Here is a 23,591-nt window from a genome sequence, read left to right as displayed (position 1 = left end):
GTTTTTGCAAATATTAAGCCGCTTGAAGCCCAATGCTGTTTTGAATATTGGCTAAATTTGGAATATGAAATACCTGATCGGCCATGCGTACATATTGGAAAATATTGGCGTCTTTCACGGCTTTTTCTTCATCAACCACTTCAGAAATACGCAAACGAATGGTTTTCGGCATCTCATTACACATCAGTGCAAAACGCTGTCCAACATCATCCCCTTCAATGACCAAAGCCACACCCTGATTTTTTGCAGGATCATTGACTGAGAAAACAGGCAATTTCAATTCATGCCATTCAACAAAAGGAACATTGGTTGCACTATCGAGCGCTGAAAGAACAATATTTTGTGGTAACAACATTGGCTCTTTACCATGACAATCAATGATATAAGCATCGATAAAACCGGTAGAAACCGTAATGAGATGTTGCAGTTCCTGCTGATCAATTTTATCGCTGACAACCTGAGAAACAGTATTTTGGCTCATAGATTACCCCTGCTTTTCTGCAATTAAAGCTTCAATATTGGCAAGCAATTCAGCTTCTTGGAATGGTTTACCCATATAGTGAGTCACACCTAAGCTAAATGCACGCTCACGATGTTTTTCACCAGTACGCGATGTAATCATAATGATTGGCAAGTCACGGTGAATGTCATGGTGACGGACTAAGTTTGTCACTTCGAAACCATCCATACGTGGCATTTCAATATCGAGTAGCATCAAGTCTGGACGGACATTTTCAAGCTGCTCAATTGCATCTACACCATCTTTCGCGGTCACGATGTCATAACCTTGACGTTCAAGTAAGCGTGAAGTCACCTTACGTACTGTCACCGAGTCATCGACAATCATCACTAAACGACGTGCATTGGATTGACGGCCCAAATCACGCTGTTCAGCTGAATGTTTAACACGCTGCGTAGTTTGAATTTGACGTGCAATATTTTGCCCATCCAAAATCAAACATACATGACCATCACCTAGAATCGTGGCACCTGCAATCGCGGCCACACTGGTAAATTGTTGACCAATTGGTTTCACCACGATTTGAGAACGTGAACCCACCAGCTGATCTACCAATAAAGCAATGGTTTGACCACTGTTGCCTTTTATTAGCAATACAGGCAATGAATGGCCAACATTATTTAAACGTGGAATTGGCTGATTACCCACAAACTCTGATAGATAACGTAGTTTGTAATTGGTGTTGTCAATTTTAAACACGTCATCCTTACTATTGAAGTAAGTTTCGAGTGCCGTAGGTGCAATACGGACAATACGTTCAATTTGCGCTAATGAAATCGCATATTGCTGATCGCCCGCTTTCACCATCAAGGCATCGCTGACCGCTACCGTCGTTGGTACACGAATCGTAAAGGTCGTCCCTTTACCTAACTCAGACTCAACGGAAACATGACCACCCAAGGCTTTAATTTCACTTTGCACCACATCCAGACCAACACCACGACCCGAAATTTGCGTTACCGATTGTGCCGTTGAGAAACCTGGATGGAAGATCAATTGCAAGATTTCTTGTTTATCGAGGAACTGATCCGCTTTGATTAAACCAAGTTTTAAGGCTTTGTCTTTAATTTTGGTTTCATCAATCCCTTTACCATCATCACTGAAAGACACCAGTACATCAGTACCCTGACGACTAATGTTCAAGACGATGCTACCTACTTCTGGCTTTTTTAAAGCCAAACGGTCAGCAGTATCTTCTAAACCATGGTCGACCGCATTACGCAGCATATGTTCAAATGGTGTCACCAAACGCTCTAAGATCGTACGGTCCAATTCACCTTCTGTATTTTGAACAATCAATTCTGCAGGACGGTTCAAGGTCGAAGAGGTTTGACGCACAATACGTTGTAAACGTGGTAACAAACGATCAAATGGCACCAAACGGGTACGCATCAGACTTTCTTGAATTTCTGACTGAATACGTGATTGTTGTAATAGCAAACCTTCCGCATCACGGATTTTTTCTGCCAAAGTACTCTTGAAGTCAACCAAATCCGACGCAGATTCGGCTAGAGATTTTGACAATTGGTTAATCGATGAATATTGGTCCATCTCCAATGGGTCGAAATCCGCATAGCGTGAATTTTCAGAACCATGTTTGGCAATAATTTGTGACTCAAGCTCACCATCCATTCGACGTAACTGGTCAGCAAGTCGCTTAATTGCTAACTCCATTTCATTCAAGGTATTGCCTAGCTGACCTAAGTCCATCTCAATACGTGAACGGTTAATCGAGTTTTCGCCTGATAAGTCAATCATCTTCTCGACGAGATCAGCCGAGATACGAATCATCTCATTGCTGTTATCAGACGAATTGGCTTCAGACCATTCACCCAACATAGATGGAGGTTCAACACCATCACCTTGAATAAATTCAAAGCCTTTACTGACAATACCTTGTTCTAATTCTGCAACACGGTTTGGCAATTGAACCGTAACATCCACATACTGAATGGATTCTAGGCTCAATTTGATGCTGTCAAAATTACTATAGTCGTGGTTGAAGATCGCTTCTTTTAACCATGCCAACGTCGTTTTGAGTAAGCCGTCATATGCATTTGAGTTGAAATGATGAACCGCGAAATGCTCAAACGTCGTCTCAAGTTGATACGCAATTGCGGCAACAGGTTCATTTTCAACCATACGCGCACCACCCTTAATACTGTGGGCAGCACGTTGTAATTGAAGCAATACGTTACGGTCACTACGTTGTTCAGTCCATTGATTTAATAATTGAACGGCTTGTTCAAGAATTTCCTCAGACTCTTCAAGGAAGGTTTCTTCCATGACAGAACGTAGATCGTCATCTGGATGCTCAACATGTTCAGCAACCGCATGTTCAAGATGTTCAACAGCAGACTCAGTGTGAGCAGTCGTTTGAGCTTCAACCACTGCTTCTGCAGTGTCTTCAGCAACATCCATCGGCTCTGACACCGATACATCTGGTTCTACTGCTGTTTGTTCAGTTTCAGCAGAAATAGGGGCCGAAGCCAATGCAACAGCTTCTGAACGCTCTCCTGCCACAATTGACTGAATATTCTTGAGAATATCGATCACATTATTCGCTGGGTAGTCGATCCCTTGGTCACGAATGGTTTGAATACGATCTGAAATATCATCCTGCACTAAACGAATAATTTGAATTAACGCAGGCGTAATCGAAATTTGCTGACGAATAATGCGCTCATAAATCGACTCTAATTCATGCGAAATTAAACCCACATGAGACGCGGCAATCATATTTGCACCACCTTTTAGGGTATGCAAATAGCGCATTAAATTATTCAAAGCTGAAGTATTGGTCTGATCACGTGTCCAAGTACTGAGGTCTTGGTCAATCCCCACCAATAATTCTTCTGCCTCTTCAATAAAGATCCCTAAAAGATCTTCATCAAAGTCATTATTCGCATCAGCCGCTTGCATCTGTTGATGATCAAGTTGAATACGCTGACTTAATTGTGCAAAGTCTACTGCTGTTGTATTTGCAACAGCGGCTTTATCTTCTACTGTGGCAACAGGTTCAGCAACTACATGAGCTTCTGGTGTAGTCGTCGCTGCAACTGCTTCAATGTCTTGTTGAACAAATGCAGTCAGCTCATTTAAGAAACGCTGAACCTCTTCACTTAACACTACACGCTGACCCGCAGCTAAAGTGTCAAATAAGTGAATGAACTCTTGATGTGCTTGCGCAAATAATTCATATCCATAATCAGCATGGAGCAATTCAGGCTTTTCAATTAAAGACTGATACGCTGCACGCATTTGAGTCGTGAAATCATGGATACCAACAGACGCACGATTATCCGTATGTTCAATCAACTCTAAAGCTTGTTGACTGAGCTGTTGAATATAGTCTGGGAATTCAGCTAGAGCACGTTTATCAAACTCAAATTCAGCATCTAATAACTGATCAATATTTAATTCGATTAGTTTAGAAACCAAACCTTGCGGATTATCTTCAGGCGCCAATTGATCTTGGCTTGCAAAACCATAATCATCCCAAGCGGCTTTGAAGGTTTCATAAATAGACGCAAGATTTGCCTTATCCCCTGAACGGAGCACGTGTAAATAATCACGAACAAATTCAGCATATTGAATCAATAAAGCAGTTTCTTTCGAGCTCGATACGATTTCGTCTTGCAATAAGGTTTTGAATAAATTTTCAACTTTTGAACTGGCTTCAAAAATCTCTTCGATTTGTGCCATCGACGAACTACCACGTAAGGTGTGTAGCGCGCGAATCAAGCCATTATAGTCTTGTGATTTACTATCATCAGATTGGAGGAACTGATCAATCGTTTGTAGATGTTCTTCAGCTTCTTCAATAAAAATGCTCACAGTCTCTTCGACCAGTGATGCATCTGCATCCACTTGCTCAAGATTTGTTTCTGATTCGGCCACTGCATCGATCGTGCTTTCAACTACTTCCACATGTTCTGTAGTTTCAACTTCAGTCAGCTCTAAACCAGTGACAGCATCTTCAGATTTTAATTGATCTGCCAGTTTTAATAATTCTTCGAGTGCAGGCTCAAGGCTAATATTTTGTTGTAATTGTTGCCCCATTAAAACCAATGGACGTAAGTCAACATCCAATTCGGCAACATTTTTAAACCGTGGATAGAGCTTATATTGATAAACATTTAAAACTGTTTGTGCAAACTTTTGAACGGTCGGCGTTAACTGTACTGAACCCGCAATAACACGGTTCAGCGTATCTTCAACTGCCCATGCAGATTCACCCGCCGATTTTGCCCCGACCATACGACCTGAACCTTTCAGGGTATGGAAATGACGACGAATCGTCGTTAAAGTGTCTTTATCTTGTGGATTTTCCAACCAAGTTGTAAATAAACCCGCTAGTTCTTCAAAGATTTCTTCTATTTCTTCAACAAAAATCTCTAAAATTTCTGCATCTTGATCAAGATAACTATCTTCAGGAAGCGTAGTTGTTTCAACTAAATTTTTTAATATTTCTTTCATAGCTAAGGCTTCTTATGTTTTGCCACCAAGAAGGTTGCTCAAACTTAATTGTAACCATCACCTAAGACTTAACTGTGACGTTAAGTTCACCTTATCGATGTGTTATCTGTAATCGGTGCAGTACCCTAGCCGTAGCTAAGGTACTGCAGGTTTGCGCCTGACTTACTCTGGGAGTTTAAAGTCAGATACAGATTCACGTAATGATTCAGCCATGTTCGCCAATTCAGATACCGAACGTGCAGTATCAAATGTTGCACTGGTGGTTTGCGAGGTAATTTCTTGTACAACGTTCATCGTTGTCGCAATATGACCTGCAGAAGCAGACTGAAGTTTTGCAGCATCCGAAATGTTTGCAATCAGTTTCGCCAAGTTACCCGATACAGACTGAATTTCATCCAGTGCTACGCCGGCATCTTTAGACAAGTTCGCACCACGTACAACTTCCGAAGTCGTTTGTTCCATCGAAATTACGGCTTCGTTAGTATCCGTTTGAATGGTTTTTACCAAGCCTTCAATCTGTTTGGTTGCAGACGCTGAACGTTCCGCAAGACGCTGTACCTCATCCGCTACCACGGCGAAACCACGACCTGCCTCACCCGCCATCGACGCCTGAATTGCTGCGTTTAATGCCAAGATGTTCGTTTGGTCGGCAATATCGTTAATCAGTGCGACAATGTTACCAATCTCTTGAGAAGACTCACCCAAACGTTTAATACGTTTTGAAGTTTCTTGAATCTGCTCACGAATCGTGTCCATACCTTCAATTGAACGGTTTACAACATCTGCACCGTTTGCAGCAATTTGTACTGAACGTTCTGCTACGACAGCTGATTCTTCAGCGTTCGAAGATACTTGGTCAATCGACATTGCCATTTCGTTAATCGCGGCAGATGCACCAGCAATCTCTTGCGCCTGATGCTCAGATGCTTCTGCAAGCTGGTTGGTAATACCCTGCGTATTCGCCGTATATTGTGCAACTTCTTGAGAAGTTTCTGTAATACGCGATACAAGGTCACGTAATTGGTCGATTGCGAAGTTAATCGAGTCGGCAATCGCACCGGTAAAGTCTTCAGATACCGTCGCATACGAACGCAAGTCACCGTCTGCAAGATCGGCAATTTCATCGAGTAAACGTAAAATCGCGTTCTGGTTACGGTCATATTCTTCTTGAAGACGGGTTACACGGAATTTATCCGATTGACCACGTAAAGAAAGAAGTTTGAATACACAGATCAAGAAGGCAGTTAATGCAAGAATCAACAGTACCGCAGGTAAAATGGTTTTCAGACCAGTGTTAGAAGACAATTGATTTAAATTACCCAACAAATTGTCTGACTCAGCAAAAATTTGTGAAGATGCTTTACGTACGTTCACAATTTGCGTTGAGTTTTTCAAAATCGTCGCTGAAGCTGATTTTAATACGTCGTCATATTCGGCTTTAATACCTTCAAGTGATTCACGTAATTCAGGGCTTTCAATACGCTGTACACCGAGCTCTGCACTACCGTCCAATTGAGCATTTAAGTACAAACCGAAGGTTTCCGTATCTGCACTGAAGTCATCCGCAGACTCACGTGAGCTATCAGAACCTGAAAGCACCGAACTGATCGAACGTAAAATACGTTCCGCAATGAATACTTGGTTTTTCGCAATAACCACCTGGTTCGAAGGCATGTCTTGACGTGCCATTTGGTCGACCATCAAGTTATATTCCGCCTGAATCCCCGGAATGGTTTCACCAATCGCGATGTTCGTGTCATATAGCTTGTTAATGATTTTTTGTTGCGAAGTAATCAAGTCAATACTTTTTGAAACTTCAGCCCACTGCGTATCTACAGATTTCAGCGCATCGGTATTTGCATGAATATCTTTTACAGTTTCTAAGTTTTCTTTGAACGAATCTTGAGAAGCAATTAATTTTTTCATTGCATCTTCAGTACCCGAAGCTGTTGCTTCAGTTGCTTGACGCGAAATTGTTTGCGAAAGAAGACGGAGTTCACCCAAACTTTGCGTCAATTGGTTACCGCGAGGAACGCTATAGAATAGGTATAATAAAATGATCGTTGCCAGTACTAATGAACCAATCGCACCATAAATAAATGGTTTGGATTTTTCACTATCACCAAAAACTCGAGATAATTGATCTGTCTGTGATTGCAGTTTTGCCAGAAAAGCATTACCGCCTTTACGACCACTGGTGCTTTCACCCGTATTTTTCTTTTTAAGTTTAAAGCCCATTCAGCTTCTCCCCGATTACGCCTTCTTTCGTTCGTGCGCGACAATTAATTTATAAATTTTATAGATGCGTTCATGTATTTTGGATTTTGCAGTAAACGACTGAAGAGAAATACATTCCACTGCTGGTTATGCTGGTGGAAATACCCCTGACAATATTCCTGTAAATTTCGATCCAACTCATTATGTTTAGAAAAATAACTTTTCTTATTAAAGTGTTGAATACCCAAAACTTGATCGACTACCAAACCGACATAATGGTCATTATGACTAATACATAAAACTTTTTGAGTGGGTGAAAAACTACTTCGATGACCGGTTATATATTGTGCTAGGTCAGACAAAGAAAGTAAGCGTCCCCGAATATTGGCTAGTCCTATCACCCAAGGTTGGGTGTTGGGAACTGGCGTATATTTTGGTGGGTAGATCACTTCAGCTACTTCACCTAAAGGAGCAACGTAATATTGCCCCATCATCTCAAAAGCAATGCCTGACCATCGGTTTACTTCATTTTCAGTGGAAACGTAGTTCTTGTTTCCTCGTTTTGCGATTCGAAGTAATTCGATAAATCCATTTGCTGCCATAGAGCTTTATCCTGCATTGAGGTGTTGCTTAATCACATCAATTAATTGTTTTTCGTCTACAGGTTTAGTTAGATAATCAGAAGCACCTTGGCGTTTACCCCAAACACGGTCAGTTGCCTGATCTTTGGTACTTACAATGACAATCGGGATATGTTTGGTGGTCGCACCACGTGCAATTTGACGTGTTGCTTGGAATCCATTCACACCCGGCATTACCACATCCATCAAGACCAAATCAGGTAACTCAGCTTGAGCCATCGTCACCCCATCTGCCCCATTTGAAGCTTCAATCACTTCAAATCCGTGTTTACCTAAAATTTCTTTAAAACGGAATGTTTCTGTTGGTGAATCATCAACGATTAGGATACGTGCCATGCTTTTTCCCCAAAAAATAAAAAATCTAATTAAGCTGTAACGTGATTACGGATTGCATTTAGCAATTCATCTTTACTGAATGGCTTAGTTAAGTATTCATCCGAACCCACAACACGACCCTTCGCCTGATCAAATAAACCGTCTTTACTTGAAAGCATAATCACAGGAATATTTTGATAATTTTGAGAGTTTTTAATCAGGGCACAAGTTTGATAGCCATCTAGACGTGGCATCATAATATCGACAAATACGATATCTGGATTCGCATCTGCAATTTTTGAAAGTGCTTCAAAACCATCTACAGCAGTGACTACTTCACATCCTTCACGCTGAAGCAGCGTTTCGGCCGTACGACGAATGGTTTTTGAATCATCAATTACCATGACTTTTAGATTTTGGAATTTATCGTCCATTTATTGACCCTACCCATTGAGGATGTACAAACAATTAAGTTAGCAGCATTATTATTTACAAGTTGTGAACATTTTTAACATATCTTTACTTGCGTTTTCAATGAACATTTTCTGCGAAAACACACAAGATTTCTTGTTTTTATTAACTGCTTCACACTTTCCGATGACCAACGATTTTTTTTTAACTTGGAATAGTATTTAATTGTCTTAATTAAGCATATTATAGCAAGATTATTACTTTAAAATAAGTAATTTAGTCAACTTTAAACTGGGGAGTACAAGGTTGAGCCCGTTTACAAAAAAAATTCACTTGATTGGCCTTAAACATTTCTCAAAAAAAGTCATTCTGACGACTTGTTTACTGGCTTATACCCCGCTTTTATTTGCTGCACCAACCAATACGCAGCAACCACAAAAGGCGACTTGGTATCGTTACTATGACAGTAAAGGTGTAGCAAACATCAGTACCAATGTGACACCAAATCACATCCGCTATGGTTATGAAGCACTTGATCAAAATATGCAAGTGATTAAACGTAACCGCCCCTACAATGCTGAAGCTGATGTTAGACAAGCTCCTCAGCGTGCGGCTCAAGCACGTCAGCAAGCATCAGATATCAAACTTAAAAAAGCCTATACCAATAGCCGAACTGCGGCCATTAAAAAGCGTGATGCACTGACGGGTATACGTAAACAGATCGTGTTTGAACAAGAACAATTAAAACAATTACAAAATGATCGTGTATTATTTGTTCGCCAAGAACGTGAACATTTTCGAAAAGGTGAAACCGTTCCGGCAAAATTAAAAACAATGTTGGATAATAATCAAAAAAATATGGTAGCGAAAAAAGAATACATTCAATCGTTACAAACTCGCTATCGAAATACAGAAGCTGAATACGACAGAATTATTACGCGTTTAAAAGCGATGGAATAAACTTGTTATTCAATTGCTTTTGTAGACCGCTGATATAAGGACCATTATGCAATCTGCACAGCAATCATCCCCTTTTTTAAAGCTTAGCCTGCTTTGCATAAGCCTGACTTTGGCTGCATGTCAAAAAGAAGATCCGCAGCAAAGTGTAAAACCAGAAAATAAGATTGAATTGATTCAACAAGATCTGGTGACGATCGAACAAGGCAACGCCATTTCAAAAACAGCCTTTACAGGCACCATTCGGGCAGTCAATCAGAGCAGTATTCAAGCCCAAGTCACTGCGACTGCAACCAATGTTAATGCAGAGGTCGGACAACGTGTCAGCAAAGGCCAAGTGTTGGTGCATTTAAATAATCAAGACAACGCAGCACGTCTTGCTCAATCTCAAGCGAACCTCGCATCCACACAAGCTCAAGCCAATCAAGCTAAACTGATGATGGACCGTAAACAGCGTTTGCTGAATCAAGGCTTTATTTCCAAAGTAGAGTTTGAACAAAGTCGTGTCGATTACCAAGCTCAAATGGAAAATGTTCGCGCTCAACAAGCCAATGTCGATATTGCACGTAAAGCCAATCAAGACGGCACCATTTATAGCCCTATCCAAGGCGTGATTACCAAACGTGATGTTGAACCGGGACAAACGGTTGCTGCCGGACAAACCCTTTTTGAAATCGTCAATCCAGACCAATTAGAAATTCAAGCCAAATTACCAAGTGATCAGCAAGCTGCACTGAAAATTGGACAAAAGATTGAATATAGCATCCAAGGTAATAGCAATTTACTCACAGCACAAATCAGCCGGATTTCACCAATTGCCGATCAGGCTAGTCGTCAAATTGAATTTTTTGCAGCCCCAAATGAAACTATTACTTCATTAAGTATTGGTGCTTTTGTCGAAGGCCACATCTTAGGCACGGATAATATTTCAGGCCAAAAAATTCCACTCGACACCATTCAAAGTCTAAAAGATAAACCTTACGTCTGGGTCATTCGTCAAAATAAAATTGCCAAAGTACCTGTACAAATTTTGAATCAGAGTTATAGCAATAACACAGCGATTGTTCAGGGCTTACAAAATAGTGATCTGATCAGCCGAATTAAATTTAATGATTCAGATATCAAACAAGATGTAAGTATCAGCCAAAATTAAAAGAATAAGGCAGGACAGTTGTTATGTGGTTAACCCGAATTAGTGTGAAATATCCTGTTTTCACCATCATGATGATGTTCTGTCTGATGGTGCTAGGACTCGCTTCTTGGCAGCGTATGGGCGTTGAAGAGTTTCCTGATGTCGACTTCCCTTTTGTTGTGGTCTACACCAACTATCCGGGTGCTTCTCCTGAGTCTGTCGAATCTGAGATCACCAAGAAGCTTGAAGATCAAATCAATACCATTTCAGGCCTTAAGCAAGTCATTTCACAGTCCAGTGAAGGTTTATCCACGGTCATTGTCGAATTTAATCTAGACGTCTCATCCTCTGTAGCTGCACAGGATATTCGAGATAAAATTGCACCGGTAACCGCACAATTTCGTGATGAAATTGATGACCCCATTGTAGAACGCTACGACCCTACTGCCAGTGCGATTATGTCGATTGTTTTTGAATCAAAGGACATGTCTTTACGTGATTTGAGTTCCTATCTCAATCAACGGATTGTGCCACAGCTCAGAACAGTTCCCGGTGTAGGTACGGTCAATTTATTGGGCGATGCGCAGCGACAAATTCGAATACAAGTAAATCCGCAAAAATTACAAAGTTTCGGGATTGGGATCGATCAAGTTATAAACACCCTAAAATCTGAAAATATTGAAGTTCCGGGAGGAACCTTAAAACAAAAGAACTCAGAATTGGTGGTCGAAATTAAATCTCGGGTTATTCACCCAAATTCTTTTGGAGATTTAGTGGTTGCCAATAAAAATGGCGCGCCGATTTATCTCAAACAAATTGCCGAGATAGAAGATAGCCAAGCCGAAATGGAGTCGAGTGCCTATCTGAATGGTAAAACAGCCGTTGCTGTCGACATTCTGCGAAGTTCGGACTCTAATGTGATTGAGGTGGTTGATAATACCCGTAAAACTTTAAGTAAAATTCAACAGCAATTACCACAAGGCACGACCGCAGAAATTGTGGTTGATTCTTCAAAAGGTATTCGTGGCAGCATTAAAGATGTGGCACGTACCATTATTGAAGGTGCTGTACTTGCAGTCTTCATTGTTTTGCTATTTCTCGGTTCATTTCGTTCGACAGCTATTACAGGTTTAACCCTACCGATTTCGCTACTGGGCACCCTCACCTTTGTTTGGATTTTTGGTTTTACCATCAACATGATGACCCTACTGGCTCTCTCGCTGAGTATCGGTCTACTCATTGATGATGCCATTGTGGTTCGTGAAAATATTGTCCGCCATGCCGATATGGGCAAAGACCATGTCACCGCCGCACTCGACGGCACGAAAGAAATTGGTTTAGCTGTATTGGCCACGACCTTGACCATTGTCGCGGTATTTTTACCTGTGGCATTTATGGGCGGTATTATTGGGCGTTTCTTCTATCAATTCGGTGTAACCGTTAGTACCGCTGTACTGATTTCGATGTTTGTGAGTTTCACCCTTGACCCGATGTTGTCTGCTCACTGGGCAGAACGCCACGATCCAAATAAAAAGCCCGGCAAAATCAAACGCTTTTTTAACTGGATTTCGGGCAAGCTCGATAACTTAAGCCATCATTATGAAAAATTACTCAAGCTTGCTTTAAAGTTCCGTCTCATCACCCTTTTAATCGCCGTCGCATCATTATTTGGTGCATTGGGTTTATCCAAACTGATCGGAACCGAATTTGTACCGGTACCAGACAAAGGTGAAATTCGGATCAAATTTGAAACACCCGTTGATGCAACCCTTGAATATTCACAGGCGAAGCTTAAGCAAGTCGATCGTATCATTCGCCAGCATCCAGAAGTCAAAGCCACTTATGGTGCCATTAATAGTGCCACTGATCGCGGTAAAAACCATGCCAGCATTCGTGTCACCGTTTCACCACGTACAGAGCGTAGTCAAACCTTAACGGATCTCAACAATGAATTCCGTACCCGTTTAAAACATGTGGCAGGAATTACTATTACCTCGATTGCCTCAGCTGATGAAACAGTTTCGGGCGGTCAAAAGCCGGTCATGATCTCGATTAAAGGCCCAGACTTAGATGAGTTACAACGCATTTCAGATCGATTCTTGGTTGAAGTTGCCAAAGTCGAAGGTATTGTCGACTTAGAAAGCTCGCTTAAAGAACCTAAACCGACGCTAGGTGTACATATCAATCGCGTTTTAGCCAGTGATTTAGGTTTATCCGTCAATCAGATCGCCAATGTGTTACGCCCTCTTCTTGCGGGGGATAATGTAACAACGTGGAAGGATGATAAAGGCGAAACCTATGATGTAAATTTACGTCTCACTGAAGATCAGCGTCGACTACCAACAGACATTCAAAGCATGTACATCACATCGCAAAAAACCGATGCCACAGGCTTACCTATCTTGGTTCCATTGGCAAGTGTGGCTAGCTTTGAAGAAACATTGGGTGCTTCACAAATTAACCGTCGTGATCTGGCACGTGAAGTGATGGTTGAAGCCAACACGGCAGGTCGTCCCGCGGGTGATATTGGAGCCGAAATCAATGAGATTGAGAAAAATTTCGACTTGCCACCGGGTTATAGTTTTGTCACGCAAGGTGCCAATAAAGATATGGCTGAATCAGCGGGTTATGCAATGACAGCGATTACGCTCTCTATTGTGTTTATTTATATTGTTTTGGGTTCACAATTTAATAGCTTCATTCACCCTGCAGCCATTATGGCGTCATTGCCCTTATCATTGATTGGGGTGTTCTTAGCCCTATTCTTATTTAATTCAACCATGAACCTCTTTTCCATTATCGGGATTATTATGCTCATGGGCTTGGTGACAAAGAACGCAATTCTACTCATCGACTTTATTAAAAAAGCCATGGATCATGGGGTAAATCGTTATGAAGCGATTATTGAAGCAGGTAAAACCCGTTTACGCCCCATTTTAATGACCACCAGCGCAATGGTGATGGGTATGGTTCCGCTTGCACTTGGTCTGGGTGAAGGCGGTGAACAAAGCGCGCCAATGGCACATGCCGTGATTGGTGGTGTGATTACCTCTACCTTACTGACACTCGTGGTTGTTCCAGTGATTTTTACCTATTTGGATGATTTCCGAAACTTCCTTGCACGTCAGGCCAAAAAAATCATGTCATAATGACAAAATCTAAAATGAGGTGACTTTGGAAAATGTTCACCTCATTTTTTATTGTATACTCTCCACTTTAACGCTTAATTTTTTAGGACAGTTTCCATGCGCGCGAGTCGCTTTTTATTTGCAACGTTAAGAGAAACCCCAAACGATGCTGAAGTTATTTCACATCAGCTTATGCTTCGTGCCGGGATGATTCGTAAATTGGCTTCAGGTTTATACACTTGGCTGCCGATGGGCGTTCGCGTATTAAATAAAGTTGAAGCGATTATCCGCGAAGAGATGGATCGTGCTGGTTCACTTCAAGTCCTGATGCCTGTCACTCAACCTGCATCTTTATGGGAAGAATCAGGTCGTTTCGTACAATATGGTCCAGAACTTTTACGTTTTAAAGACCGTCATAACAATGACTTTGTACTTGGCCCTACACATGAAGAAGTGATTACAGATCTTGCTCGCAATGAGTTGAAAAGCTATAAGCAATTGCCTGCAAACTTCTACCAAGTACAAACCAAATTCCGTGACGAAATCCGCCCTCGTTTCGGTGTGATGCGTTCACGTGAATTCATCATGAAAGATGCCTATTCTTTCCATGTTGACCAAGCCTCTTTACAAGAAACCTATAACAACATGTATGCAGCTTACTGCAAGATTTTCACGCGTTTAGGTTTAAATTTCCGTCCAGTTCAAGCGGATACAGGTTCAATTGGTGGTTCGGGTTCTCATGAATTCCACGTACTTGCTTCTAGCGGTGAAGATGACATCGCATTCTCTACAGAGTCAGATTATGCTGCTAACGTAGAAATGGCTGAAGCCGTACTAGTTGGTGAACGTGCTGCTCCGACTAAAGCACTTGAAATTATTGATACACCAAATCAAAAAACCATAGCTGATGTTTCTGAATTCCTTAAATCAAAACCTGCTCAATCTGTAAAAGCATTGTTGGTTCAAGGTGTTGCTGAAGAAGGTAAAGCTGCGCCAGTGGTTGCCTTATTCCTACGTGGCGACCATGAACTGAATGAAATTAAAGCTGAAAAACACCCATTAATTGCTGCTCCATTGGCCTTTGCAACTGAAGCACAATTGGCTGACTTAGGTTTAACGGCTGGTTTCTGTGGCCCTCAAGGCTTAACCGAAAAAGGCATTACAGTTATTGTTGACCGTGCAGCGTCTGTACTTTCAGACTTTGTTGCTGGTGCAAACCAAGTCGATAAACATGCTGTAGGTGTAAACTGGGAACGTGATGCACAATACACCGAAGTTTATGACCTTCGTAATGTTGTTGAAGGTGACCCTTCTCCAGACGGTCAAGGTACAATCTTGATTAAACGTGGTATCGAAGTTGGTCATATCTTCCAGTTGGGTCAAAAATACTCTGAAGCACTTGGCTGTAAAGTCTTAGGTGAAGACGGCAAACCTCTCGTTGTGACTATGGGTTGCTATGGTATTGGTGTAACCCGTGTTGTTGCTTCTGCAATTGAACAAAACTTCGATGACAAAGGGATTATTTGGCCGTCTGCAATTGCTCCTTTCGAAGTTGCTATTGTGCCAATGAATGCGCATAAATCACCGCGCACGTTAGAAGCAGCTGAAGCACTGTATGCAGAATTAACTGCTGCTGGTTATGATGTTCTTCTAGATGATCGTAATGAACGTCCAGGTGTTAAATTCTCTGATATCGAGTTAACAGGTATTCCACACCGTATTGTCATTGGCGAGAAAGGTTTGGATGCTGGTACATTTGAGTACAAAGGTCGCCGTGATGAAGAATCAAGCAACCTCAGTAAAGAAGACCTTTTAGCGAAAATTGCAAAATAATTTGCGCTAAATATAAAAAAATCCCGCTAAGTGCGGGATTTTTTTATATTAAATACTTTAAGCCTTAACAGAATTTCAGCCCGCCGAAGCAGTTAGAACGAAACTCCTGTCCAGAAAGTTTTAAATTGTTTAATGGGAAATCAATTAATGACGGGTTTTTAATCTCTTTAACATCCAAAGCCGAACCTGCAACACAACCAAAAAGTAAATCTCCACAGTTACGAACATTGGTACTTAGGTCATGGTTAATTCCGGCGATCGTTTGTTTCAATACTTCATCCGTAATCGCCACTTTGTCTGAAGGTGTAATACTCCCCAAATCGACCTCATCTTCCATCGCCAACCACCAACCTCTTTCTGCTGCAACTGCAGCTCCAGGCCATAGTATTTTTTGAGCTTGTAAGGATAACGAAGCAGGGTTATTTAGATAAAGTGCATGGATCAAACCTAAACTTTGATTTACCGTAATATCGGTTTGTAGTCCAGTAAGATAGCCTGTTACGTCTTTATTCAAATTAATATTTAACCCAAGTAGAGAGATCTGAGCTTCTAATGGACCACTAAAATCTAGACGATCAACTGTACCTGTGCCTTTTAATACCGCAATATTATCCTTAATTCTATTCCCGCTCACGACAGTGGCTGGAATTGTAAAAGGTGCTGTGGTTGATTTTAAATTAAAAGAATAATTATCTGATTTGTAGTGAAGCGGTAGATCAACTTCAGCACCAAATAATGTCCCCTTAACTGCCCCTTCAATGTATTGCTGCGTAGAAGCATAGTCCATCACACGCTCGGCAGTTGTTGCAACACCCGCAGACGCTTTGGTTTTCATATACCCACTAAAGGTGTTGATACCATTGGGTGTATTACTATTTTCTGTACCTAATGTCATTAACCCAGAAATTTTTTCAGCGCTCAGACGAAAGCCCATCACTTCACGAGTTGCAGCTGATTTGGGATCTTTAATTGCAATTTCGATAAAAGGATTGGTCAACAAAGCAGAAGTTGCCGCACGTTCATCAGACGTATAATTGCTATTTACAGGCAATCCACTCAATGAAATATGATCGATATCAATATCACAAGCACCTGAGCCATTTGCACCACCACAACCCAATTGCAGCTTTTTAATATTGGCATTGAGCTCCATTTCAGCTTCTAAACCAAGCTTATAAAAGCCGACATTGGATTGGTCTACGGCTTGTCCACTCTCATCCACAGAATTATACCCCTGCGTATATTCCATGGAGAGTAATGCTTGACCATCAACTTTTGATAAGCTTTCATCATCTAAAGCCATCATTGCATGAGATAAGCTACTCATCGCAAATGTCGAGAAGATCAAACCTCTGATTAACTTCTTTTTCATAACAAATTCCCTGTTCGTTATTTTATTTATTTGTTATTGATTTAATATTATTAGCGTGGAGTAATCCCCATGGTGCTTCGCATTGTTCCACCGGTTAGGGCTATATCCGCCATCTTTTGCATATTGCCATTTGTTAACATCGATACTTCTGCACGAAACGCTTTAGACATATTATTGGTTGGATTAAATTTCACCTGATTATCAAACTCTACCGAATCTTGCTTCATTTTAATCCGAGCATCAAATCCGAGTTCACCCTGCATTTTATTAATATTGATACTTGAAGCTGAAACGACACCGCTAGCATTTACATCTTCATTCATCAAACTTAAATAGCTTCCCATAACTTTTTGATCTTTCTTTTCAGCATCTGTTAAGGCTTTAAATTCAAAGCTTCCACGGAAAGACAAATAATTATTTTCTGCACTGTCATTTAGACCCGGTACTATAAATAGCTCCCCCTTACCATCGAGCTTAAACGCAATATTCGTCAACACATCATCACGTTTAGAGAAATTATCTAAAGGTACTGTAGTCCCACATTTGACAGAAGCTGTAGTCGCACAGTTATAGGTTGAACCCGGAAGTTGACCAATCGCTAACTCGGCATTGGCTGCAATCAATAAATTATCTGCACGTACATAGATACCGTCATTTTCATAGCCAATCACACCATCAGATTGAATCAGCGCATTGATGTTTCGCAAGCCTGCATAATAATTGACTTCTTGGCCATTTAAGCCTTTTTTACCATCGATCAAGATAATAGAGGTCGTACTTGGTGTTCCTGTTTTTTTATCAACACCATAACCATCCGTGCTCATCACGAGGTTATAGCCAATACCTGATTTTTCAGTCGTATTTTTATAACTATATTTTTTCTCTGATAATGCAACATTGGCATTCATATTGTAAATTGGAATACCAATCCCCCAACTATTGTCATTACTTGCAATTGCAGCAATTGAGTTATCAGAAATAAATCGTGCTGTACGTGCGATGGACTGAAAATCCATACCACGAATCGCTACTAAGGCAAAATTTCCACCTGCCGTTTGATTTGACAGGTTTTGGGTCAAAACATTATTGGTTAAACCTAATGTCGCTTTTAATTTATCATTCACTAGAAAATCAAGGCTTTTCGCTTGAATGGTATTGATATAAATATCGCCAAAATCAATATAGGCATTTTTATCAGCAACTAAAGACGTTAAATTAGAAAATTCAATGGCATAACTACCAATACCCGTATGGCCAATTTCTAAGGTTGTCGGTGCTTGACCTGCAACAAGGCTAGGATCATCCTTTGAAGTGAAATCCGCGCGCACACCTAAATGTAAACCACCTAAACCAACGGACTCATATCCAGAAGCCTTCGTTGCTAGACCAAAATCTTTAATTCCGTCTTGATTGGCATTTAAGGCAACTCGTGCATTGGTGACAGCACCCGATGCTCCCATACGAATTAAATTCCGCTGCGCACCACCATCAGTACCATAGCGTAGATCAATATTCACTCCAGGGTTTGTTGCATCACTACGTGAACTATGAACATCTGATGTATCTTTTACTCGTCCAAGGTTAATCGTATGGTCTTTGCTTCCCGTTGATTTTGTGGTGAGGACAATACCTTCATCTGCTGCGACATACATATAACCTGAACCCGCAAAGTTAAAGTTAAAATCCTTTAAGGTTACGCTATGTCCATTCATCCCATGACTAATACTGGCATTTTGCAATTGAAATTCCATATACGCCGTATCATTGCGGTTAAATAGACCATTGCTGGTTTCAAGTAATACTTTTAAAGGTGAAGATGTTGCAATCGTAAGTGAACCTAAATTTTGCGTAGGCGTTTGGCACGTTGCACCTTGACACAGCAGCATAATATTTTGTGCAACAGCCGTAAATGGACTGACACTTGCAGCTATACGCATGCCTACACCAGCATCCGTCGTCCCCACATCAAAATCTAATTTTGATGTAATGGTGCTTTGCCCAACACCATCTATTTGTACATTGTGCAAACCCATTTTCATCTTATTTTGGTCAGTTGGGTCAACCCAATTTAACTGATCAACTTTGACTCTAGAAACTTCATAGGTAATCGAAATACCATCTTGGCCAGTAACTGCACCCAAGCTTTCATCGGTCATCGCTTCAAAAGCATATGCATGTTGAGCAAGTAAAATACTGGTTGCGAGTGCCGTTAAAGTTGTTATTTTTTTCATCACTATATCCTTATATTCAGTCACAGCTGATTAACAGCGACCTGCACCATTTCCAGTGCAGTTAAAACTGAAGATGTTTAACTTTCCACTCATGTGCATGTTGCCGTGCACATTAACACCCATAAATCCTTGTTCTGAACCACGATCAAAATCAGGCACAGCTAAAGTTGAAGTTGTTCCATCAGCTTTCTTTTCGGTATAGGTCGTATAAGTACTGGTATTCTCATAACCTTCCTTACCTGTCGTACCTGTTTCCACCGCCAACGTAGCAAAGCCTAAATTCCTAATTTTTAATGGCTTATCATCATAAAATGTCAACTGCATAGCCGTTTGTGGATTACCTTCACGATTGATAATCGTCACACCATCTAGTGAAAATTGATCGATCTGTAACGTTCCTTGAAACTGTTTAAACACCAACCATTTCTTATTACCATTTGCATCCACATGATTATTGGGCGCAAGTGCTAAGCGACAAAACTCATTGGATGAACATTGATATCCATAAAATGCTTGCGTTGTTTTACCATTCGCATCCATGATTGATATGTTGTTTTTTGACATATCATTGGCATATTGATGATTTAAGGAAAGTGTCCAACTGAGATCTGCACCGCCTTGACCGGTTGCAGCGGTAAGTTCCCTATTATCCATAGACACTAAACCTGCATGAGTTTGTGTCAGTGCAGCACAAACAACAGCGCATAAAATTTTATACATGTGATTTCTCCTACAGCCCTGTTGTTCTTATTTTTAAGTGCTGAATCAATACGCCATCTATGGCAACAGATCCTAAATTCGTGCTTTGTCCATTGACACCTTTAAACACCACACCTGTCGCAGTATCCGTACTTTTTGCATTCAACAGATTACCAGGCAAGCGCTCTACTGTACCGATCGCAATGCTACTGTGTGTTGCATTACGTCCTTGATATAGTGCTGTCGCATCTGAAGAGTTTGCTTTTAACTCCGTGCCACAACTATAGACGTTACAGGTTGATCCTTTAAAGTCTGAGGCATTTAAACCCGATGTACCTGTGGTATTACCAGCGATATCCGTATAGTAAGTATAAATTTTACTGTAAATAGAAGGTACATTTGGAATACGTGTCACTTCCAAAATAATATTTCGACCTTCTGAACCCACAATAAAGGGCTGATACATATTTCCTAAAACTAAATTGATATTTGGGCTATATAAATATAGACCTTCAGTTTCATGAAAGATTGGAGCTGCAGATCGATCCATCGCTGGTGTCGCTGCTGTTCCATCATCCAATTCAGGGCGTGCAGCTGTACTGATACGCATGCCGCGAGCATCCAAATCTCCATCATTGATACTCAGTGACTCAGCACGATCATTGGTATTAATACGAATTAAACTGGCTAAACCTAAGGTTTGGTTGTAATTTGTATTTGTAGATTTTAGGGTTTGAAAAATTCGAACTTGTGAACCATTAAAACTCAGGCCATTCGCAACAATTTGAGTACGTAAACGATAGTCTTTATCTAAGCCGCTAGTCGGCGCACCGGTAATCGGATCGACGACATTACTTGAATTTAAAGACCGTGAAAATACATCCATCCACAAACCAAGCTTGATGTTGTTAGATGCATCATCTGCCGCAATTTTCTTTAATGGTGCCTCAATCGCTAAGTAACCAACATTCCCCTTATTATCTTTCGCAAATTGTTCAACATCTTGATTACCCGCATGGAAAAGCCATGGGTTTTCTGCTGTACCCCAATTAAATCCTTGGTCTGTATAGCGCGTTGCTAATGAACTTTTGCCATTTTTGTCTTTGCTATTGGATAATGCTAAACCATAAATAAAAACATCTGCTTTCGATCTGAGGCTCGATACGGTTGCAGTAGATGCAATTTGTTTGGCTGTAATCTCAGCATTTTTTTTCACCGTTGCTAATGCTGCATCGCTTGCCTTTTGAGCTTCAAGCTTGGCATAGTCTGTTGCCAACTGATTGAGGGTTTCTGCCGCTTTGGCATTTAACTGAGCATCTTTTGTTGGATCAATAAGATTTGAACGTGTAATTTTTCCTGAGACATAATTTTTATAAAAAGTCGAAGTGGTCGGTAAATTACCCGTACTATTGTTACCGTATAGTAACTCAATCATTTCATAGGTATTTTTTAAAGCAGCAGCTTGAGACTTTTCTTTTAACCACGGTGTAATTGATTCTTTCGTTGTACCATCATCTTCTAATTTCAAACCAGACGATGAACCATTGTAATAATCATCATAACGCTGATTGTAATATGCCTGCATCGTTGGCGATTCAAGATAAGACTGTACTAATCGACCACGATATTCTGTTGAATATGTTGTTATGGTTTCATTGGTTACTCGTGTAGCATTATTGGTCTCATAGGTGCTTTTAGAACTTAAGAAAGTTGAGTCATAAACACCGTTATAGCCCGTAACTCGCCCTTGCTGATAAGCATCAACATAAGCTGCTTTGTAGATTTTATCGTAAGCTCGCTGCCCTAATTGTTCATAGTTTTCACCTGTAGGAATAATCCGAATAAAACCTGTATCGTTTTTCCCTGGATCAACCATAGCAGATGCATAACTAGAAGCCGCAGAACGGTCATTTGGGCCTTGAAAGACCATTTTGAAATTTTCTAAAGTGAGTGCAACACCTTCACCCGTTGTGGCTGAAAGTGCTTCATCTGATAAATCTTGAAGCGCATAAACAGATGGTGCAGCAAACATGCTGACTGCGGCTGCTAAGCAACTCTGGCGGAATAACTTAGCCTGGGTGAATTGAGTCATCTCGACCTTCCTTTTATCAGATGCTCTGCATCTCTCTTATATTTATTCCTGAGAACTGGCTTTGATGTTATTGTCCATTTATTCCTTAAATGGAGACTTGTGATAGACCAGTCACTTAACTTTTTATTATGCTGAATAATTACTCAATTGCAAAAACTTCCCCACCGAATGGTCTATTTTCCGATGAATGACCCAACAAAAAAGCGGGCTAATTCGCCCGCTTTTTTTAAACTAAATCCGAAGGATTAAGCTTTCGGTAAAGTCACACCGGTTTGACCTTGGTATTTACCACCACGGTCTTTATAAGAGGTTTCACACACTTCGTCTGATTCAAAGAACAACATTTGTGCGACACCTTCACCCGCGTAAATACGTGCAGGCAAGTTGGTTGTATTCGAAAATTCTAAAGTCACGTGACCTTCCCACTCTGGTTCAAGAGGCGTCACATTGACAATAATACCGCAGCGAGCATAGGTTGATTTACCCAAACAAACGGTTAACACATTACGTGGAATACGGAAATATTCGACTGTACGTGCTAGTGCAAACGAGTTTGGCGGAATGATACAAACGTCTGATTCGATATCAATAAAGCTTTTATCGTCAAAGTTTTTAGGGTCAACAATTGCTGAATGAACATTGGTAAAGACTTTAAATTCACGAGCACAGCGCACGTCATAACCATAGCTCGACACGCCATACGAAATAAGCTTTTCGCCATTTTCATCATAACGGACTTGGTTTTCTGCATACGGTTCAATCATGCCGTGTTTTTCGCTCATTTCGCGAATCCAACGATCAGACTTAATAGCCATTTATCTCTATCCAAAAACTTAAATCAATTATTGCGTGGTACTTTAACTGAAATCCAACTTAATGAAAATAAGCTTTGCCGAACTAAGCGGATTTAGTCATTTTCAAATCAATTTAAAGTTTTAAAATCGCAGAATAACTCAGTGGTATCGAAAAACTAACCAAGACTAGCGATGCTGTTCGTTGTAAATTGGCTTGATTGAGCCAACTAATTTTATTCGATGCCAAAACTGAACCAAGGAAGGTCCAAAAAAATGCAATAGGAACGATCAACAACAAAAAGATCAGCATGTGAGCTACATAATACTGCGCATTTTGCCAAGCCAATGCAGGAAAAATCGCAGATGCGAATAATAATGCTTTGGGGTTTAATAACGTCGCAACAAAGAGTTCGCGTGCACGAATGCCCTTTTGATTAAAATTTTCAGCAACAGTTGCTGTACGCCATAATCGCATAGCCAAAAATAGAATATAGCCAGCACTAAACAGTTTTAAAATGGTCGGCAGTAAAGGCAGATGTACGGAAATTTTACCAATGAGAAAACCCCATAGGCTAATCGAAATAAGATAACCAAAGGCTTCCGCTGGAATGAGTCGGAATGATTTACGTAGCCCAACTTGAATACCCGAAGATGCGAGTAGCGTATTGGTTGGTCCCGGCGTTAACAAAATACTGATAACTAGACCAATAAAAAACCATGAAATCATACTTTGACCTCAAACTTAATCCGCGAAGATTAATTCAGTTGTT

16 protein-coding genes are annotated in these 23,591 nt (G+C 40.7%); 4 read left to right on the top strand and 12 right to left on the bottom strand.

Annotated features, from left to right (window positions below; genetic code table 11):
- Positions 1-13: 13 nt before the first annotated feature.
- From FTT76_RS00825 to pilG, 6 genes are all read right to left on the bottom strand, one after another.
- Complete coding sequence (locus FTT76_RS00825; RefSeq protein ID WP_180004987.1) at positions 14-481, bottom strand: hypothetical protein; 468 nt, start codon at positions 479-481, stop codon at positions 14-16.
- A gap of 3 nt (positions 482-484) precedes the next feature.
- Entirely contained in the window at positions 485-4,999 is a 4,515-nt protein-coding gene (locus tag FTT76_RS00820; protein WP_180007530.1) for an Hpt domain-containing protein, read from the bottom strand.
- A 162-nt stretch (positions 5,000-5,161) separates the two neighbouring features.
- A complete protein-coding gene (locus FTT76_RS00815; protein WP_180004985.1) occupies positions 5,162-7,237 on the bottom strand; it encodes a methyl-accepting chemotaxis protein in 2,076 nt (691 codons plus the stop codon).
- Positions 7,238-7,281: 44 nt separating this feature from the next.
- Positions 7,282-7,818 carry a chemotaxis protein CheW gene (locus FTT76_RS00810; RefSeq protein ID WP_180007529.1) on the bottom strand — a complete coding sequence of 179 codons (537 nt, stop codon included), beginning with the start codon at positions 7,816-7,818 and terminating at the stop codon, positions 7,282-7,284.
- A gap of 6 nt (positions 7,819-7,824) precedes the next feature.
- Positions 7,825-8,193, bottom strand: coding sequence for a response regulator (locus FTT76_RS00805; RefSeq protein ID WP_078191059.1), 369 nt, complete (start codon positions 8,191-8,193; stop codon positions 7,825-7,827).
- 29 nt (positions 8,194-8,222) lie between these two features.
- Positions 8,223-8,606: a twitching motility response regulator PilG gene (pilG, locus tag FTT76_RS00800; protein WP_078191060.1), complete on the bottom strand. Its 384-nt coding sequence runs from the start codon at positions 8,604-8,606 to the stop codon at positions 8,223-8,225.
- A 343-nt stretch (positions 8,607-8,949) separates the two neighbouring features.
- Here pilG and FTT76_RS00795 point away from each other — a divergent pair, with 343 nt between their 5' ends.
- The 4 genes from FTT76_RS00795 to FTT76_RS00780 all read left to right on the top strand — a co-directional run bounded on the left by FTT76_RS00795 (position 8,950) and on the right by FTT76_RS00780 (position 15,633).
- A complete protein-coding gene (locus FTT76_RS00795; protein WP_373684136.1) occupies positions 8,950-9,543 on the top strand; it encodes a hypothetical protein in 594 nt (197 codons plus the stop codon).
- A gap of 46 nt (positions 9,544-9,589) precedes the next feature.
- Entirely contained in the window at positions 9,590-10,693 is a 1,104-nt protein-coding gene (locus FTT76_RS00790; RefSeq protein ID WP_180007527.1) for an efflux RND transporter periplasmic adaptor subunit, read from the top strand.
- A gap of 23 nt (positions 10,694-10,716) precedes the next feature.
- Positions 10,717-13,821, top strand: coding sequence for an efflux RND transporter permease subunit (locus FTT76_RS00785; protein WP_180007526.1), 3,105 nt, complete (start codon positions 10,717-10,719; stop codon positions 13,819-13,821).
- A gap of 96 nt (positions 13,822-13,917) precedes the next feature.
- Positions 13,918-15,633 (top strand): proline--tRNA ligase, encoded by a 1,716-nt coding sequence (locus FTT76_RS00780; protein ID WP_180007525.1) that lies wholly within the window; start codon positions 13,918-13,920, stop codon positions 15,631-15,633.
- A 64-nt stretch (positions 15,634-15,697) separates the two neighbouring features.
- Here FTT76_RS00780 and FTT76_RS00775 read toward each other — a convergent pair whose 3' ends face one another.
- From FTT76_RS00775 to FTT76_RS00750, 6 genes are all read right to left on the bottom strand, one after another.
- Entirely contained in the window at positions 15,698-17,005 is a 1,308-nt protein-coding gene (locus FTT76_RS00775) for a hypothetical protein (protein ID WP_180007524.1), read from the bottom strand.
- Between the two features lie 50 nt (positions 17,006-17,055).
- Positions 17,056-19,236 carry a DUF6160 family protein gene (locus FTT76_RS00770; RefSeq protein WP_180048962.1) on the bottom strand — a complete coding sequence of 727 codons (2,181 nt, stop codon included), beginning with the start codon at positions 19,234-19,236 and terminating at the stop codon, positions 17,056-17,058.
- A 30-nt stretch (positions 19,237-19,266) separates the two neighbouring features.
- On the bottom strand, positions 19,267-19,956 hold the full coding sequence (locus FTT76_RS00765) for a hypothetical protein (RefSeq protein WP_168379306.1): 690 nt from the start codon (positions 19,954-19,956) through the stop codon (positions 19,267-19,269).
- A 10-nt stretch (positions 19,957-19,966) separates the two neighbouring features.
- Entirely contained in the window at positions 19,967-22,027 is a 2,061-nt protein-coding gene (locus FTT76_RS00760) for a hypothetical protein (RefSeq protein WP_180007522.1), read from the bottom strand.
- A gap of 245 nt (positions 22,028-22,272) precedes the next feature.
- Entirely contained in the window at positions 22,273-22,842 is a 570-nt protein-coding gene (dcd, locus tag FTT76_RS00755; RefSeq protein ID WP_005008040.1) for a dCTP deaminase, read from the bottom strand.
- 112 nt (positions 22,843-22,954) lie between these two features.
- Positions 22,955-23,548, bottom strand: a complete 594-nt coding sequence (locus FTT76_RS00750; RefSeq protein ID WP_078192265.1) for a LysE family translocator — start codon at positions 23,546-23,548, stop codon at positions 22,955-22,957.
- Positions 23,549-23,591: the final 43 nt, after the last annotated feature.

It is taken from the genome of Acinetobacter sp. YH01009, assembly GCF_013420765.1.
GTDB lineage: Bacteria > Pseudomonadota > Gammaproteobacteria > Pseudomonadales > Moraxellaceae > Acinetobacter > Acinetobacter amyesii.
This window is presented reverse-complemented; position numbering and strand designations above follow the sequence as displayed.

Bases quoted from the DNA above. Each gene is read 5' to 3' on its own strand.
- FTT76_RS00825 (WP_180004987.1), bottom strand. From the start codon at position 481: ATGAGCCAAAATACTGTTTCTCAGGTTGTCAGCGATAAAATTGATCAG.
- FTT76_RS00820 (WP_180007530.1), bottom strand. From the start codon at position 4,999: ATGAAAGAAATATTAAAAAATTTAGTTGAAACAACTACGCTTCCTGAA.
- FTT76_RS00815 (WP_180004985.1), bottom strand. From the start codon at position 7,237: ATGGGCTTTAAACTTAAAAAGAAAAATACGGGTGAAAGCACCAGTGGT.
- FTT76_RS00810 (WP_180007529.1), bottom strand. From the start codon at position 7,818: ATGGCAGCAAATGGATTTATCGAATTACTTCGAATCGCAAAACGAGGA.
- FTT76_RS00805 (WP_078191059.1), bottom strand. From the start codon at position 8,193: ATGGCACGTATCCTAATCGTTGATGATTCACCAACAGAAACATTCCGT.
- pilG (WP_078191060.1), bottom strand. From the start codon at position 8,606: ATGGACGATAAATTCCAAAATCTAAAAGTCATGGTAATTGATGATTCA.
- FTT76_RS00790 (WP_180007527.1), top strand. From the start codon at position 9,590: ATGCAATCTGCACAGCAATCATCCCCTTTTTTAAAGCTTAGCCTGCTT.
- FTT76_RS00785 (WP_180007526.1), top strand. From the start codon at position 10,717: ATGTGGTTAACCCGAATTAGTGTGAAATATCCTGTTTTCACCATCATG.
- FTT76_RS00780 (WP_180007525.1), top strand. From the start codon at position 13,918: ATGCGCGCGAGTCGCTTTTTATTTGCAACGTTAAGAGAAACCCCAAAC.
- FTT76_RS00775 (WP_180007524.1), bottom strand. From the start codon at position 17,005: ATGAAAAAGAAGTTAATCAGAGGTTTGATCTTCTCGACATTTGCGATG.
- FTT76_RS00770 (WP_180048962.1), bottom strand. From the start codon at position 19,236: ATGAAAAAAATAACAACTTTAACGGCACTCGCAACCAGTATTTTACTT.
- FTT76_RS00765 (WP_168379306.1), bottom strand. From the start codon at position 19,956: ATGTATAAAATTTTATGCGCTGTTGTTTGTGCTGCACTGACACAAACT.
- FTT76_RS00760 (WP_180007522.1), bottom strand. From the start codon at position 22,027: ATGACTCAATTCACCCAGGCTAAGTTATTCCGCCAGAGTTGCTTAGCA.
- dcd (WP_005008040.1), bottom strand. From the start codon at position 22,842: ATGGCTATTAAGTCTGATCGTTGGATTCGCGAAATGAGCGAAAAACAC.
- FTT76_RS00750 (WP_078192265.1), bottom strand. From the start codon at position 23,548: ATGATTTCATGGTTTTTTATTGGTCTAGTTATCAGTATTTTGTTAACG.